General features: G+C 60.8%; 8 protein-coding genes. 2 read left to right on the forward strand and 6 right to left on the reverse strand.

Translation table 11 applies throughout. From position 1 onward, the window contains the following. Positions 1-352 precede the first annotated feature (352 nt). Positions 353-571, reverse strand: coding sequence for a response regulator transcription factor (locus AC07UX_RS09965; RefSeq protein ID WP_495191851.1), 219 nt, complete (start codon positions 569-571; stop codon positions 353-355). Between the two features lie 284 nt (positions 572-855). On the opposite strand from AC07UX_RS09965, the gene AC07UX_RS09970 reads away from it, so the two are divergent. Both AC07UX_RS09970 and AC07UX_RS09975 read left to right on the forward strand, forming a co-directional pair. Then, positions 856-1101, forward strand: a complete 246-nt coding sequence (locus AC07UX_RS09970; RefSeq protein WP_495191852.1) for a response regulator transcription factor — start codon at positions 856-858, stop codon at positions 1099-1101. Between the two features lie 15 nt (positions 1102-1116). Then, the gene (locus AC07UX_RS09975) at positions 1117-2604 is read left to right on the forward strand and encodes an undecaprenyl-phosphate glucose phosphotransferase (RefSeq protein WP_495191853.1); all 1488 of its coding nucleotides are present in this window, start codon (positions 1117-1119) and stop codon (positions 2602-2604) included. Here the strand turns inward: AC07UX_RS09975 and AC07UX_RS09980 are convergent. From AC07UX_RS09980 to AC07UX_RS10000, 5 genes are read right to left on the reverse strand one after another with little or no spacing between them, the layout of a single operon-like run. Next, positions 2598-3305, reverse strand: coding sequence for a 4'-phosphopantetheinyl transferase family protein (locus tag AC07UX_RS09980; protein ID WP_495191854.1), 708 nt, complete (start codon positions 3303-3305; stop codon positions 2598-2600). The genes AC07UX_RS09975 and AC07UX_RS09980 overlap by 7 nt on opposite strands. Positions 3306-3330: 25 nt before the next feature. Next, a complete protein-coding gene (locus tag AC07UX_RS09985; RefSeq protein WP_495191855.1) occupies positions 3331-4284 on the reverse strand; it encodes a glycosyltransferase family 2 protein in 954 nt (317 codons plus the stop codon). Positions 4285-4325: 41 nt separating this feature from the next. After that, positions 4326-10823, reverse strand: a complete 6498-nt coding sequence (locus tag AC07UX_RS09990; RefSeq protein ID WP_495191856.1) for a type I polyketide synthase — start codon at positions 10821-10823, stop codon at positions 4326-4328. 12 nt (positions 10824-10835) lie between these two features. Then, complete coding sequence (locus AC07UX_RS09995; RefSeq protein WP_495191857.1) at positions 10836-15536, reverse strand: MupA/Atu3671 family FMN-dependent luciferase-like monooxygenase; 4701 nt, start codon at positions 15534-15536, stop codon at positions 10836-10838. Then, positions 15533-15838 (reverse strand): hypothetical protein, encoded by a 306-nt coding sequence (locus tag AC07UX_RS10000; RefSeq protein WP_495191858.1) that lies wholly within the window; start codon positions 15836-15838, stop codon positions 15533-15535. Before AC07UX_RS10000 ends, AC07UX_RS09995 begins: the two co-directional genes overlap by 4 nt. Positions 15839-15871: the final 33 nt, after the last annotated feature.

The following is a 15871-nucleotide window of genomic DNA, read 5'->3' on the forward strand; positions in this document are numbered from 1 at the left end:
CCAACCGCATCACGCTTGAACTCATCGCTGAAATTAGGCTTCCCCATCGTCGTCTCCTGTCCTCAAAATTAGGATAGAAGGCGTCCAGAAATCTAGGGGCTACTCAGACTGGGTTGATGATCGGTCCAGTCCCAACGGTCGCCGGTGCATTGCCCTTGGTCGAAACTCGAGAGATAATTGCTGCCATATTGGATGCCAACTTGCTGGACCGCGACGTGATGCCGCTTGCTCTGGCGTTGATCGAAAGGCTCATACCCTTCGTCATTCATACCGGAACCGGATTGTCGGAGAGTTGCCCCGGCAATATCCCAATCTGCCCGTCATCATCAGGCCTGCGCTATCAACAATGTCGTCACACGAGTCCGTTGGCGATCGCGAAAGCGACCATATGGGACCGATTCCGGGTGCGTGTCTTTAAACGAATATGATCGATATGACGCTCTACCGTGCGAGGCGCGATGTTGAGCAGTTTGGCAACTTCCTTAGCAGACAGGCCAAGTGCAATGGCACGCAAAGTTTCGAGTTCCCTGGGGGTTAGTCGATCAATCGGACCATGCGACGCGTCATCCATATGAATTTCCATTGATCGAGATCAATTAACACAGGTTTTCTGTTGTCCTGCGTGAAAACGAAATATCATTGTTATTGATACGAAATCATCGGCTGCACAACGGCAATGGCTGTACGTAAAAATCCCCTGCCGTAAGAATCGTGCTGGATATTTTCAATCTATGTTATGAATAATTGTTATGAAAAGAATCTGGTAAACGCGCCAGCAGATTTCGGCATTTAAATTCGTTGCATCATCGTGGCGGCAATCATCATGCCGCATGCTTTTGTGCAGATAGGGGAAATATGCTCGATATATCATGCAATTTGCAGCTGACAGTGCGAGAGACAGAGGTTGTTTGTCTGGTCGCACGTGGCATGTCTGCAAAAGAGGTGGCGTTGATGCTGGCAATCGCGCCCTGTACCGTAGAGCGCCATGTTGAAAATGTGCGTCTGAAGACGCGGACCCGAAACCGGGTACACATGATTGCCTACGTAATCCGTAACGGGATGCTGACGGACAAAACGGGATATGTGGTGAACGCTGCCTAATTTCAGGAGCGCATTATGCCGGTTCATCTTTCTAATCCGCATCTTAAAGGTGCGGGACCTATTCTGGTACCGCAAGGCGGCTACGGTTTTGGACGACGGCGCTCGATACCTGTCCAGTGCGTACACTGCGTAGTTCTGGCCGCAGACATCGGCGCAATTTTTGGTGTCAGCCTGATCTTAGAGAATGCTCCGTTTCTCTCTGAAGGCAACGACATGATACGCTTCGATCGGATCGGCATAATGGCAGCCGGGCTGTTTGCAATCATAGCCCATCTGGTCGGTGCTTATGAACTGCCGGTTCATTTTTCGGTGCGTCGGTCACTGCTGCGCGCTGCCAATGCGTGGGTAGGCGTATTATTGTTCGTTTTCGGCCTGACGACAGCCTTGCTTGGCTTTTTCGGACGGGCATCGCCGACGATCCTTATATGGGCTGCCGCTTGCGTACTAGCGCTCCTTTCAGTCCGTGCATTCATGGTCGGCGTGACACGTTTCTTGCGCCGACGCGGGGTTTTCGATGAGCGCAGCGCCATGATCGGCACTGGACGATCTGCTGCCCAACTGGTTCGCTATGTCGCGCAACACGAGATCTTGACCCTCTCCTTGATCGGTATTTTCGGGGAGACGGCGGATATCCCGGATCAGGAAGAAGCAGGCGTCCCCTATCTTGGTGACCTGACGGCGTTACTTTCGGCGATACGGGAAGGGATGGTCAACAGGGTGATCATTGCCCTGCCATCCGATCAGGAAAGCCGAGTAAAAGCTATCGTTGCCCGCTTGTCGGAAACCCCTGTAGAAATTCGGCTGCTACCCGCCAACGACAGTTTCTCATGGATGGAGAATCCTGTCGTGATGCTGGGGGAGCTGCCGGTCTTCACGCTGCTGGATTGGCCCTTGTCGCGTCGCCAGCGCTTGCTCAAAGCATTGGAAGATCGGTTGGTGGCCTTTGTCGCGCTTTTGATCCTGATGCCTGTGATGGGGATGATCGCATTGGCGATAAGGCTGGAATCCCCCGGCCCTGCTTTGTTTCGCCAGCAGCGGCAGGGGTATAATTGCCGGAATTTCGCTATTTTCAAATTCCGCACCATGTACCAGGCCGAGCATGCGACGGAGGCTGTGCGTCAGGCACAACGGGGTGATCCGCGCGTGACCCGCTTCGGCGCCATGCTGCGCCGCACCAGCCTCGATGAACTTCCGCAGTTGCTCAATGTCCTGGTCGGGCAGATGTCGCTCGTCGGTCCACGGCCCCATGCGCCGTCGACGCGGGCGGCAGGTCGATTGTTCAGCGAGATCGCGCAAGCCTATCCGTCCCGCCACAATGTAAAGCCGGGTATGACCGGATGGGCGCAAGTTTGTGGCTGGCGTGGGGAAACGCAGAGCGAGGCGCAACTACTCGGCCGGCTTGAGCATGATCTTTACTACGCCCGGAATTGGTCGCTGTGGTTCGACCTGCGCATCATGTTTCGAACGATCGCGACGGTGCTGGGGCAGAAAAATGCCTATTGAAACATGGGGACGGAGTTGTACGGCAGCGTGGAGACGCGCGCCCATGCGGCGGTGAAACCGACGGCCGGAGTGAAGGAATCGACCATGATTTCGACTTGTCCTCCGATGTGCACGTGTGCCTGTCCACTGATACCTGAATGGATATCCGTCGTAGGCATGGACAATCCGCATCCCAAAGCCTTCAGACATGCTTCCTTGCGGGTCCAGCCGTTAAGAAAGGCAACGCCTTGCCGCAAAGTAGTCGCCAGAGGGGCCAATGCTTCCCTTTCCTGAGGGTGGAAATGCAAAGCGCTGAGCTCGTCGGCATCGGCCAGATTACGGTTGGCTTCGATGTCGACACCGACCCGATTGTTGAATTCTATGCCCACAAGGGCGAGATCGTCGGCGTAGCTCAGGCTGAACTGCCAGTTTGGGAAATTTGCAAATTGCGGTTTTCCGTCGGATTCTAGGGCGAAGCGCTGACGATGCGCCGCGACGCCACAATGTTCCTCCAAAAGAACACGCACTGCGATGTGCGCGTTGAGATAGCGATTCCTATGGCGCGGGGAGGAAAAACGGGCGGCGCGTTCGCGCTCCAGGTCGGACAAACAGGCGACGGCTTGGGCATCAGGTTGGGCGGAAAGGTCGACCAGCCAAAGAGACAGTGGCGCATCTATGGCAAGCGGACGAGTCAGGCGCGCGATATCCAGCGTGTGAGGCATCGTTCCTGCTCCTGTTCTTGGCGCCTTATCTGGCATGCGGTCCACGCAAGAAGGCGGACCCTTTGACGAAATCTCGAAAGAGGAAGGGGACAACCCTGTCCTTGCGCGATCGAAAGCGTCTGAGTAAGCGCCACAACAGATGGCCGGCCATCCAGCATATGTCGGCCAACAGAGCATAGCTTCGGCCATGGTTCATGATGAAATAGCGGCGCCGGGCGTCGAACCAGTAAGCGGGAATACGATTGAAGGCCGCTTCGGTCAGGCCCGTGCTTTGGCCGGCGATATGCAGCACGACGGCAGATGGCAGATACCAGCATGTCCATCCATGATGCCGCGCCTTCAGGCATAGATCGGTCTCCTCATAATAGAGGAAATAGCCTTCATCCATGAGGCCGGTGGCCTCCAGCGTTTCGCGACGTACGACCAGGCTGGCACCCGACACCCAGTCCACCTGTTCGGGAATATTCCCCATGGATCGGGGTACGCGATGATCGCGCAGCAACCGGCTGATGATGCCGATGCTGGCGCCGCGTTCCAGTTCGCTGAGAATGGATGGAAAGCGGAAGGCAAAGGGCCAGGGACGCTCATTGCCATCGAACAGCATGCTGCCGACGATACCCACATCTGGGCGGGCATGGAAAAAGTCCAGAAGTGCTCCCAACGTGCCAGGAAAGACTCGTGTGTCAGGATTGAGCATCCAGAACAGATCAGGCGGTGTTGCGTCCGCCATCGCTGCGCGGAAGGCGACATTGTTTCCGTAGGCAAAGCCTCCGTTGAAGCCGGATGGGATCAACTGTACCCAATCGGACCAATGGCGCTTCGCGATGGCAGCGGCGATGACATGTGCGGAATTGTCGGCAGAGGCGTTGTCGATCACGAGGACTTTGGTCGCAGGGAAAGCGGCGATTTCATCTACAAGGCTGGCAAGGCAGTCGACCACGAGCGCGGCGGTGCAATAGTTGACGATGACGATCGTCAATTTGGGCGCGCCTTGCTCGTTAACGCACGGTGCGCGCCCGATCAACGGGATGACATTTCGACGATGTCATCCACTGCCTGCCTGACGTCTGGTCCTGCGGCATTAGGGGGAGGCCGGGTGTCGATGGATGGCGCAACCTCTCCAGCACAGGCGCGATGGATCGCAGCACGCATGGCCTCGGCCAATATGTCGACATTGGGTTCCTGCAATATGCTGCTATGGCCGCCGGGAACGTTGACAAGGGATACGTCCCCGGCGACCCGCTTGCCCCAGCCGAATATATAGTCGGTATATAATTCGACATAGGGGACGTCGTCGTCGGCACCGGTGCCGCGCGTGGCCTTGAAGAGGACGACCTGGCCACCGTCGAAAAGCCCATGCGGGCGATGGGCGCGGTGGGCGACTTCGTACAAGTGCAGGAAGGACAAGTCGGGCGGGGTATCCCGGGCGTTATCGGCGTTCGCCATTCTGGCGACGGTGCGCGTGCGCCGCATCCATTCCAGACGGGTTCTCACATCGTAAGTCACCGCATTGGCGGCGCGGCGTGCCAGCAAGACAAAGGGAGCACCTTCTCCCGACGTGCGATTACGCAGAAGCGCGCGCATGCGTTGGATGCGCGTGCGTGTGATATAAAAAGAACGTCTGTTCGCTTCGACGTCGGCCGCATCGATGATACCAACGAAGGCCGTTCTTTGTCCCAGGTCCTGCAACTGCCGCGCCATCTCGAAAGCGATTACCCCGCCAGCGCACAATCCGGCCAACAGATAAGGGCCTTTGGGTTGCACGGTTCGCATGCGTGCGACGTAGGACGCAGCCATCTCCGCGATACCGGTGTGGACATGGGTGCCGCCCACATGACGCTCCGGTTCTATCCCCAATATCGGGCGACCCGGCTCCATTCGCATCGCCAGCGCGCGATAGAGCAATGTTTCGCCCAGTCCGTCGTGGATCATGAAAAGCGGGGTCTGGTCGGCCATGCCCGGCCGAATGATGATGACGGACCGGCTCGCCTCCGGCACGCCGGCTTCACTGCGTAACGTCGGTGCAACCGCACTGTCCGGATCGATCAGGGCGCCCAGCCTCTCTACGGTTGATGTTTCCAGCAATGTGGCGAGGGGCAATTGCCTGCCGGTTCTTTTGCGCAGTCGATTCATGAATTGCACGCCCAGCAGGGAATGGCCGCCAAGGTCGAAAAAATCATCGTTGCGTTGAATGTCTCCGACGCCCAGCATGTCGCTCCATATCTCTGCGATGATCCGTTCTGCGGCGGTGGCGGGCGGATTGGCGCTGGTCTGCCGATCATCCCTGACTATGCCGCGTTCGGGCTGATAGGGTGGACGCAGGCGAGCGACAGCCTGATGCAGATCGAATGGCGAGATGATGAGGTGGGCTGAGCGTCCACCTGAGAGAAGCGAGTCGATGATGCGCAGCCCTTCGGCGGGGCGTATGTCCTGACTCATCGCCTCCAATGGGGCCGGTCCGGCCTTTGTCGATAACGGCGTGGCGTCGGAAATCGACAATGCCGATCCGGCGGCCATTTTGAGCATCGTGAATTCGGAAATTTCTACGACCACCTTGCCTTCCACATCCGCCAGAAGGATGTCGAACTGGGCGATGGAGTCGCTTGTGGCGGAGCGATGGGTGACATGGCTGAACAGTCGGGCAGGCAGCGCGCCGTACAGTTTGACAGACCCGTAGGACGCCGGCGCAAAGAAGTCATGCCCGGGGCGCCGTGCGGGGATCAGGCATTGCGCACCGGCGGTTGCAAAATCGAGCAGAGCGGGATGTAGCGCGATCCGGTCCATATCCGGCTCGAACTGCGGGGCGATCGCCAGTTCCAGCAAGGCCTCGTCCGCCCCGACGCGCAAATGTCGGGCGTTTTGCCAACGCGGTCCGAACCGCATCATGGACGACGCATCGGTGAGCGCGGCGATATCGCCGGTGCCGGCGCACCCCATGATGAGCGCATCGATATCGATAGACGGCGGAGAAGGCTGGGGCAGGGGCTGGATCATGCCCCGGACATGTTCGGTCCACCCCTGTTCGGGCAGCGCATCGGTCGGGCGACCCAATATGGCGCAGTGCCAATGGCCTTCGCCGCGCTGATGCAGGTGGACGCGCAGATCCCTTCTATGTCCGTCCGCGACCATGAAGGGGGTCAGGAACAGGATGTCGCGCAGTTCGGCGGGCCCGGGTTCGACGTGCCCGAAGGCTGCCCTGATCAGTTCCAGAAAGCCGGTGCCGGGGATGAGGGCGCTGCCGTCGGCCATCCTATGTTCGTCCAGCAACCAATGCGCGTCGGGTGACAACGTGCCTTCTACCACCAGTTCGCAAGGCGAGAGACGATGCACACGCTGGAGGAAGGGATGGTCGAAGGCTTCTCCCATGCCCAGTGGTGCGATGGCCCGGTCACGCGCCGCCTGTTCGGACAGGAGGGATGCCATGCCGACATCCTGCCATCGGCTCCATGCGACGGACATCACGCGGGTGACGTGCTGTCTGCGGCTCTGTGCATAGGCGTCGAGAAATGCGTTGCCGGCGGCATAGTCCGCCTGCCCCGCCAAACCTGCAAAGGCGCTGATGGAGGAAAAGAGCATCATGAAGTCGGGCTGTTGGTCGGACAGGGCGTCATGGAGCGCCAAAGTGCCGTGCAGCTTGGCGGCCAACACGCGATCCATCGACGCGCGGGTCTTGAGCTGAAGCAGTTGGTCGTCAAGGATTCCCGCGGCGTGAAAGACGCCGTCTATCTTGCCCCATTGTTTGCGAACCTGCCGTACGGCGTGTCGCATCCCGCTTACGTCGCACACATCCGCCGCGATCGGCATGACGTCGCCACCGGCCGCTTCGATCGCACGGATTTGCCGGATGATCTGCCCGTGCGGGTCCGCGCCGGTCCGCGCCATGACATCCTGCCATTGCGCGCGTGGCGGCAAGGCTCTTCGCGTCAGCAGCACCAGCCGTGCCTTGCAGGTCTGCGCCAGATGGTCTGCGAGCAACAGACCAAGGCCGCCCAGTCCGCCGGTGATGAGATAGACGCCACCTTGCTTCAGACCGTTGCCGGATGATGGCAGCGGCGCCGGCATGTGCATGTTCGCAAAATCGCCAACCCAGCGCTCCGATGCGCGATAGGCGACGACTTCGGCATCGTCCGGCTCGGCCATCTCCGCAATCAGCATATCGACCAGCGATGCCCAGCCTGGATCATGGCGCGGCGGCAGGCGGAGGTCGATATTGCGCAGATTGATATTGGGATATTCGCGCGGGATGACACGGATCGGTCCCAATATCGTCGCCTTGGCAGGAGCCAACCCGTCCTCGTCGGACACGCGCTGTATCCCGTCGGAAAGAATAGCGATGGCAATGGGGTCATTGCCCCTTTCGCCCAGCGCCTGCGCCAGAAAAATCAGGCTGAACATGCCCCGATCCTGCAAGCCTGTCACATCATGACGTTGGCCGCCGGTTACCAGCCAATCATGGTAGATAAGGCTCGGCATTCTGCCGCGATCCGCCAACAGGCCGATCAGGCGACCATAATCTTCCGCCGCGCGGAGATCGACTTCGAAATTGTCGTCGTCCAGTTGCTTGAAGCGGCGCCCCGGTCGCACGGTCACGACATGGCGACCCTGCGCGCGCAGAGTTGCGGCCAGCATTGCACCTATGCCTGCATGATCCGTGAACAGCAGGACATCGCCATCGACCGGCACGTTCGATTTTTGTGCGGTGCGCCGCCATATCGGCTCATATAGCCAGTCGGCCATATCGTCCCGCCGTGGCAATGGCTCGTCGGCGGGTGTGATATCCTGCGCCATGGTTTTGCCGGACGGCGCCGCCAGGCCCGGCGCGAACCAATGTCTGGTGCGATCGAATTGATAGGTCGGCAACGGTATGCGGCAGCGCCGCTCCTGCGTCCAGAACCCGTCCCAGTCCGGCGCCACGCCCGACGTCCATAGTCGGCCCAGCGTGTCGAGCAGATGAGCGAGGTCCGACGTCTTATGGTCGTCCCTGTGCCGCATGCAATGGAATATGGGCTGGTCGGGCGAACGATCGGGATGTTGGCGCGCCAGGCTGGACAGGACCCGGCCCGGCCCGACTTCCAGCAGCACGCGACCGGGATCGGCCATCAATCGGGAAAGCCCATCTGTAAATCGTACGGTCTGGCGCAGATGCCGGACCCAATATTCGGGGTCCGTGGCTTCATCCGGGGTGATCCAGTCCCCGGTCAGGTTGGACACGAATGGTAGCGTCGGCGGATTGAGCGTGACCGACCCAAGCACGCGCCGGAAATCGTCCAATATGGGGTCGAGCATTTTGGAATGCGCGGCGACGGATATGCCCACGCGCTGGGTTTCCACCTCCAATGCCTTCAGCATTGCATCGAAAGCCAGGATTTGCGGCGTGGGTCCGGATATGACGACCAACCGGGGGCCATTGACCGCTGCGATCGAAAGATCGGGCGACAGCAAAGGCATCACATCCGCTTCGGACATAGGGACGCTCAGCATGCTGCCGCCCGAAACCGTTTCGAACAACCGTCCGCGCGCGCGCACGATCGTCAGCGCATCGGCCAGGCTGAATACGCCCGCTAGATGCGCGGCAGCATATTCGCCTGAGCTATGGCCGATCATGGCGCCCGGCGCGACGCCCCATGACATCCACAGCCGCGCCAACGCCACCTGAACGGCAAAGAGGAGCGGCAGGGCGATCGACGGGCGCTGCATTGCTTGATCCGCCAGCTCGGCGTCTTGCGCGTCGGGGTGTAGCCAGCGCCTCAGCGCGTCGCCGTCATCCAGACCCAGATGGGCAAGGCATTCGTCGATCACGGCGCGAAAGAGCGGTTGGGTGGCATAGAGGTCAGCGCCCATCCCGGCATATTGCGCCCCTGCGCCGCAGAAGAGGAAGGCGACCGGGCGACCGGTTCTGGCTGCGATCGCGCCGTGGACGCGGCCCTCCCCCGGCGACGTCAGGGCCGCAGCGGCGTCGGTGCCGTCACGCGCGACCAGAATGCGGCGGTGTGACAGGTGCCGACGACCGGTGCCGAGCGTGTAGGCGACGTCCGCCAGATCTATATCGCGATGGCGCGAAAGATGATCGGCCAGCGCGGCGCAATTGGCATCGAGCGCCGTCTCGCTTTGTGCCGACAGCATCACCAACTGCCATGGCCGGCTGGCGCCGCCCGATGGCCGGTCGGGCGCTTCTTCCAGGATCAGGTGGGCGTTGGTGCCGCCTACGCCGAGCGAACTGACACCGGCGCGCCGTGGCTTTCCAGCCTTGCCGGGCCAAGGCTGCAAGGCCGATACGACCTTGAAGGGGCTGGCTTCGAACGCGCAACCGGGATTGGGACTGCGGTAATGGAGCGTCGGCGGGATTGCGCCATGATGTAGGGACAGGGCAACCTTGATGACGCCGGCCACCCCTGCGGCCGTATCGGTGTGGCCGATATTGCTTTTCACCGACCCGATGCCGCAAAAGCCGATATCGCGCGTACCCCGCCGATAGGCCTGCGTCAGTGCCGCAATTTCGATCGGATCACCGACGCGCGTGCCAGTGCCATGCGCTTCGACATAGTCGATGCTGCGGGGGTCGATCTGCGCTACGTCCAGTGCCTCGCTGACGACGCTGGCATGGCCATCGACGCTGGGGCTGAGATAGCTAACCTTGCCCGACCCGTCATTGTTGACCGCCGACCCGCGAATGACTGCGTAGATATGGTCGTTGTCGGCAACCGCATCTTCCAGCCGCCGCAGAAGAACGACGCCGACCCCGCTGGCGAACACCGTGCCAGTGGAATCCGCATCGAACGGACGGCAATGGCCATCGACGCTGGCTATGCCGCCATCTTCGTACAGATAGCCATGGCCATGGGGCAGTTCGATCGAGGCCGCGCCTGCCAGAGCCATGTCGCATTCGCCATTGAGCAGGCTTTGTACCGCGCTGTGGATCGCCACCAGCGATGTCGAGCAGGCGGTCTGAACGTTCACGCTTGGCCCTTTGAGGTTGAGCAGATAGGACAAGCGGGTGGTCAGGAAATCCTTGTCATTGCCGGTATGGCGCAGCAGGAACAGGCCGACATCGCGGACCAGTTTGGAATTGGTCAGCAGGTTCGCCGCCAGATAGGCATTATGCCCGGTTCCGCCAAACACGCCGATCGCGCCTGTAACACGATCGGCGACATGGCCCCCATTTTCCATGGCTTCCCACGCACATTCCAGAAACTGGCGATGCTGGGGATCCATGATTGCAGCGTCGCGTGGGCTGAGGCCGAACAAGCCCGCATCGAAACAGTCCATGTCGGCCAAGGGTGCGCCTGAACGCACATAGGCTGGAAGGGCAAGCGTGCGGGCCTCTACCCCGGCGGCGAGCAGTGCGTCCTTCGTATAATGTTCGATGCTCTCCTTCCCATCGCGCAGCGTCTCCCAATAGGCGTCTGTTCCCCGCGCGCCGGCAAAACGGCACGACATGCCGATGATCGCCACCGCATTGTCGATGCCGGCCCCCTCGCCGGTCGCACGGCTTTCCCCAAAATCTTCGGCGCGGTACATGGAGGCTTTCCCCTATTCCTGTGCAATGACGGGCGTTCGTGCAGGTCTGCGCCGACCGAGTGCGGCGCGCCGTTCGGCTGCGCGGTCTCGCGCTTGCGATACGGCCGCCGCATCGCCCTCATCTTCATCGGAAAGATGGGCGCTGAGCATATGGATTGTCGGAAAGCGAAAGATGTCGGTCAGCGCCAGCGGACGATCAAATGCTGCGCGCAAATGACGATGGACCTGAACCGCCAGTAGCGAATGCCCGCCGATGTCGAAGAAATTGTCGTGCGTTCCCACGATGTCGAGCTTGAGCACCTCGCGCCAGATCGCCGCGACCTTCTTCTCCAGCGCGTCGCTCGGGGCGATGTGAACAGCCGTGGAAAATGCGACGCCGTCACCTTTCGGCGCGGGCAGAGCCTTGCGGTCCACCTTGCCATTGGGTGTTCGCGGCAGAGCGCGCATCTCCATCAGGGTCGATGGCACCATAAACTCCGGGAGATGTGCGCGCATGAGATCACGCAGTACGTCTCGCGGGGGGCAAGAAACGCCTGCTGGCACATAATAGCCGACCAGGCGGACATCTCCCGGAGTGTCCTCCCGGGCAGAGACAATCGCTTGCTCCACGCCGGGGTGACTACTGAGGACCGCTTCGATTTCGCCCAATTCGATGCGGTAGCCCCGTATCTTGACCTGATCGTCCAGCCGCCCGAGAAATTCGAGCGTGCCGTCCGGGCGCTGGCGCGCCAGGTCGCCCGTGCGATAGGCGCGGGCATCATTGCTAAATGGGAGCGGAATGAACCGTTCCGCTGTCAGTTCGGGCCGGTGCAGATAACCCCGGACCACGCCTTCGCCCCCGACGACCAGTTCGCCCGGAATACCCGGCGGCAACAATTGCTGGCGGCTGTCGAGGATGAAGATTTGCTGGTTTGCAAGCGGCCTGCCCAATGGGATGGCCCCCGGCGCATCATCCAACCGGTGCACGGCGGACCAGATGGTGGTTTCCGTCGGGCCATACATGTTCATCACCGTGCCGCCGACAAGGCCTTGGAGGTCCTGCGCCAATGCCGGCGGAAAGGCTTCCCCGCCGATCATCAGGCGGGTCAGCTTCGCCAGTTGCGGTCGGGCGTTGTCGTCGGCTGCCAGCATCTGGGCCATGGACGGCGTGCATTGGAGATGGGTGACATGATGCCGCGCCATCAGCGCAGGCAAGGCTTTGGCCTGTGAGCGTTGCGCCGGATTAGCCAGTCGCCGCAATCGGTCGAGCGCGGGCAGATGGTCGATCACTTGCTGTACCGGCAGACCGAAATCGATCAGACAGCCAATTTCATCGACCCCGGCATCCCGCACGCGGTCCACCATCGCCAGGCAATCGTCGGGCGTGCCGAACAGGCCACTGGTCGCATAATAGCGGTCGAATGCATGCTCCAGCAGCGCGTCCATTTCCGCGTCCGTGATGCTGCTCAGGTCTGCCTGCGCGCTCGATTGCTCCATGCCGGCGCGACGCTTGAACGCGGGGAAAGACCAGGCGAATGTCTTTACCAGATCGGTGGAGCTGCGCAGATAGGCGATCATCGGTCCGCGCACGGCGTCGCGTACCGCTATCGCGTCTTCGCCCACGAAACTGTGCAGCATCAAGGTGACATGGCCTTCGCCCGCATGGCCCGCCGCCTTCCATGCCGCACGATAGCGCGCGATCTTGACCGCCAGTTCATCGACCGTCTGTCCCAGCAGATGGGTGAGCATGAACGTGCCTGCCGTGCCGGCCTCAGTGAAGGTATCGGCATTGCCCGCCGATGTGATCCATACTGGCAGTTCGGGCTGAACCGGGCGTGGATAGATGGCGGTATCGACAGATGTGCCGAGCGGGCCGGGGAAGGCGCGTGTTTCGCCACGCCACAGCGCGCGAACCGTGTCTATGCCCGCCATCATGACGGCGTTGCGGTTGGCAAAGGCATCGGGCCGCAGCACGAAATCATTAGGCTGCCAGCCCGACGCGAAGGATATGCCGACCCGGCCATGCGATAGATTATCGACCAGTGACCATTCTTCGGCCACGCGGATCGGGTGATGCAGCGGCAGCACGACGCTGCCACCCCGGATCTGAACCCGATGGGTGATGGTGGCGATCGCTGCGCTGGCCACCGATGGATTGGGATAGAGGCCGCCAAAGGCGTGGAAATGGCGTTCCGGTGTCCAGATCGCAGTGAAATCATGGGTGTCTGCGAATTGCGCGCCTTCGATCAGCAGGCGATATTGATCGGCTGCGCTACCGCTATCGGCACTTGGAAAATAGAAGAGGCTGAATTCTACCGGCGCGGACGGCTTTGCCACTGCGGGGCCGCCCTTCATCGCGTCGTTGGTCGCCAGCACGACATGAAAGCCCCGCGTGAGCGTCCAGTAAAGTTCCAGCACCGAAATATCGAAGCTCAGGCTCGTTACCGCCAACCATGTGCCCGGTGCCTCGATCTCACGGTCCATGCCGGCAAAGAAATTCACGGCATTGCGATGCTCGACCATCACCCCCTTGGGTTTGCCGGTGGAACCGGAAGTGTAGATGACATAGGCGAGATTTTCGGGCCGTACCGTGGACGGGACATGGCCTGTGGACAGGGGCGCTATAGTCGGCCAGTCGCTGTCCAGACAGAGGATCGTCGCGTCGGTCGGCGGTAACGATTCAACAAGATCGCTGTCGGTGATGATGATGGCGGTCCGCGAATCCCTGATCATGTAGGCGATGCGATCGGGCGGGTAGGTCGGGTCGATCGGGACATAGGCGCCGCCTGCCTTGTGAATGGCGACCATCGCGACCAGCAGGTCGACCGATCGCCCGGCATTCAGGCCGACCAGACTGTCCGGCCCGACGCCCAACATACGCAGGTGGCAGGCCAATTGGTTGGAGCGGGCATCCAGTTGTCCGTAGCTCAGCACCTTTCCGCGACAGGTTACCGCTATGCTGGCCGGTGTCCGTTGCGCCTGCTCCGCAAAAAGCTGATGCATGCACATATCCCGCCGGACAGGGGCGTTCGTGGCGTTCCATTCCTCCACGATCCGGCGTTGCTCATCGGGGGTTACCAGCGGCAGCGTGCCTATGGCCTGTGTCGGATCGGCTTGGGCAGCGGTCAACAATGCCAGGAATCCGACCTGCATCGCCAGGATCGCCTGCGCGCTCAACCGGCTGGGGTCATGGAACCATCGGCATGCGCGGCCGTCGGAGCGTACGGCGATCGTCAGATGCGCGTCCGAGCGTGGACTGGCCTGTTCCAGGCTATCCACCACCAATAGGGCGATCGGAAAAATGCTCGGATCGCGGGCATCCCTGCATCGCAATTCGGGACTGCGGGCAAACAGGTCTGCACTATGGCCGACCTTGCGCCGGATCTGCCGGATGTCGGCGCTCAGGCACTCGCGCAGATGGGCCAGACTGCGTGTGAAATCGACGGCGACGCCCAAGGGAAGCTGGTCTGCGAACCAAGTTTCCATTCCGTCATACGGGCTTCGCGAAATAGGGTCGGCATAGCCTATGTCGAAGCGCGCTCTGTCTGCAATGCGTGCCAGATAGGCGACCAAGGCCGACAATATGGTGCGATCCTGGCCGGCGGGCGCGTCTTGCGGTTGCAGCCCGTACTGGTCGATATGGCTCAATCCGGGTGCGACAGAGCGGGCGCCGCAATCTATCTGGGGTAAAAGCAGCGGTTGCCGTTGCGCCAGTCTTTTGCGCCACCAAGGTTCGAAACGCCCGCTCGCATTGGCAAGGATCGAAAGGTCGTCACGCTGTTGCGCGGTAAGAATATCGACCTGCGCACCGGCGATGAATCCACGGTCGCAAAGTTCGGCGGTCGTCTGGACCGGCATGCCGCCATTTGTCGTAAGGCTCAAAAGCAGGATATCTTCGGTTACGGTAGCCATCAGCAGGCCGTCCATATCCGCGGCAAGGATGCTGCCGGCAGGCAGCCCGGACCGGCCGGGCTGCGCTACAGCCTTGCCGATCAGCAATGTCTGGCCGTTCACGCTGATCTTGGGCGATCCCAGGCTGTTGGCGTAGCCTCCATGATCGAGCATCCGCACCTGATCGGCGATGCCCTGGGCCGGGCAATTCCAGTCGATCACGCCAGCGGCAGGAAGGCGATGGCTCAGGCCGTAAAATTTGCCAGGGGCGCCATCCTGTGGCCGCGGAACGATATCGCCTGTCGCCAATCCACTTATCAGGGTATCGAAACTCTCAAGCGCCGCAGCGAAACATTTCGTGTTCGCTGAAAAGGCGGTTTCGTCGGTTGCCAGATCGAACGATCGGGTCAGCAATATGTCGCCCGCATCGACATGCGCGGTCATCAGGTGCCAGCTGATGCCGTGCTCCGCTTCCCCATTGAGCATTGCCCATAATGGCGTGTTCAGACCGGCATAGGCCGGCAGCAGTCCGTCATGGAAATTGATCGCCGCACGCCGGGGCAAAATCAGGATGTCAGGCGGCAGCATCTGCAAATTGGTGATGCTGAACAGATAGTCGAACGCAGGCAGCTGCGCGTCGATCAAGGATGCGACATGTTCCAATGCAAAGATGCGTTCCTTGCTTGCCCATTCCAGGATGACCGGCTGATCGCTGACGATGGCGATGATGTCATGACCGTGATGCTGCAACCGGGTTGCGCATTCGATCAACAGACGTTCCGATCCGATGAGTACGCACCGCCACCGGCCGGCCTGTACGGGCTTGCTGCCTGCAAATGTCATGAGAATACGACCCGTGCCTGCCGCCGGCGGATTGCGGGTATGCCGATGATGAGCATGCCGAGCAGGAACAGCCCGTATATCTGGAGGTCTGCCTGGGCCGGACCGTCCCCCATGTCGCATGCGATCCGTTTTTGCGCGTCAGCTGCCGTCGCGGACTGCGCTGAGCCGGTGCCGGATTGTGCATGTTCGCTCTTGGCGGTGGGGGCGCACCCTGTATCGGCGTCAGGCTGCCGAACGGCTCCTGCCGGACTGGCCGTGTGCAATCCCATTAACGCAATCAAGGCGATGGCTGGAAAGCGCATATCTGTCTCCATTATCTACATGGGCGCCAATGG

The organism is Sphingobium sp. GW821-FHT02B05, from assembly GCF_059421905.1.

Excerpts from the sequence above, each read along its gene's own strand:
- AC07UX_RS09975 (WP_495191853.1), top strand. The coding sequence starts at position 1,117 with ATGCCGGTTCATCTTTCTAATCCGCATCTTAAAGGTGCGGGACCTATT.
- AC07UX_RS09980 (WP_495191854.1), bottom strand. The coding sequence starts at position 3,305 with ATGCCTCACACGCTGGATATCGCGCGCCTGACTCGTCCGCTTGCCATA.
- AC07UX_RS09990 (WP_495191856.1), bottom strand. The coding sequence starts at position 10,823 with ATGTACCGCGCCGAAGATTTTGGGGAAAGCCGTGCGACCGGCGAGGGG.
- AC07UX_RS09970 (WP_495191852.1), top strand. The coding sequence starts at position 856 with ATGCTCGATATATCATGCAATTTGCAGCTGACAGTGCGAGAGACAGAG.
- AC07UX_RS10000 (WP_495191858.1), bottom strand. The coding sequence starts at position 15,838 with ATGCGCTTTCCAGCCATCGCCTTGATTGCGTTAATGGGATTGCACACG.
- AC07UX_RS09965 (WP_495191851.1), bottom strand. The coding sequence starts at position 571 with ATGGATGACGCGTCGCATGGTCCGATTGATCGACTAACCCCCAGGGAA.
- AC07UX_RS09995 (WP_495191857.1), bottom strand. The coding sequence starts at position 15,536 with ATGACATTTGCAGGCAGCAAGCCCGTACAGGCCGGCCGGTGGCGGTGC.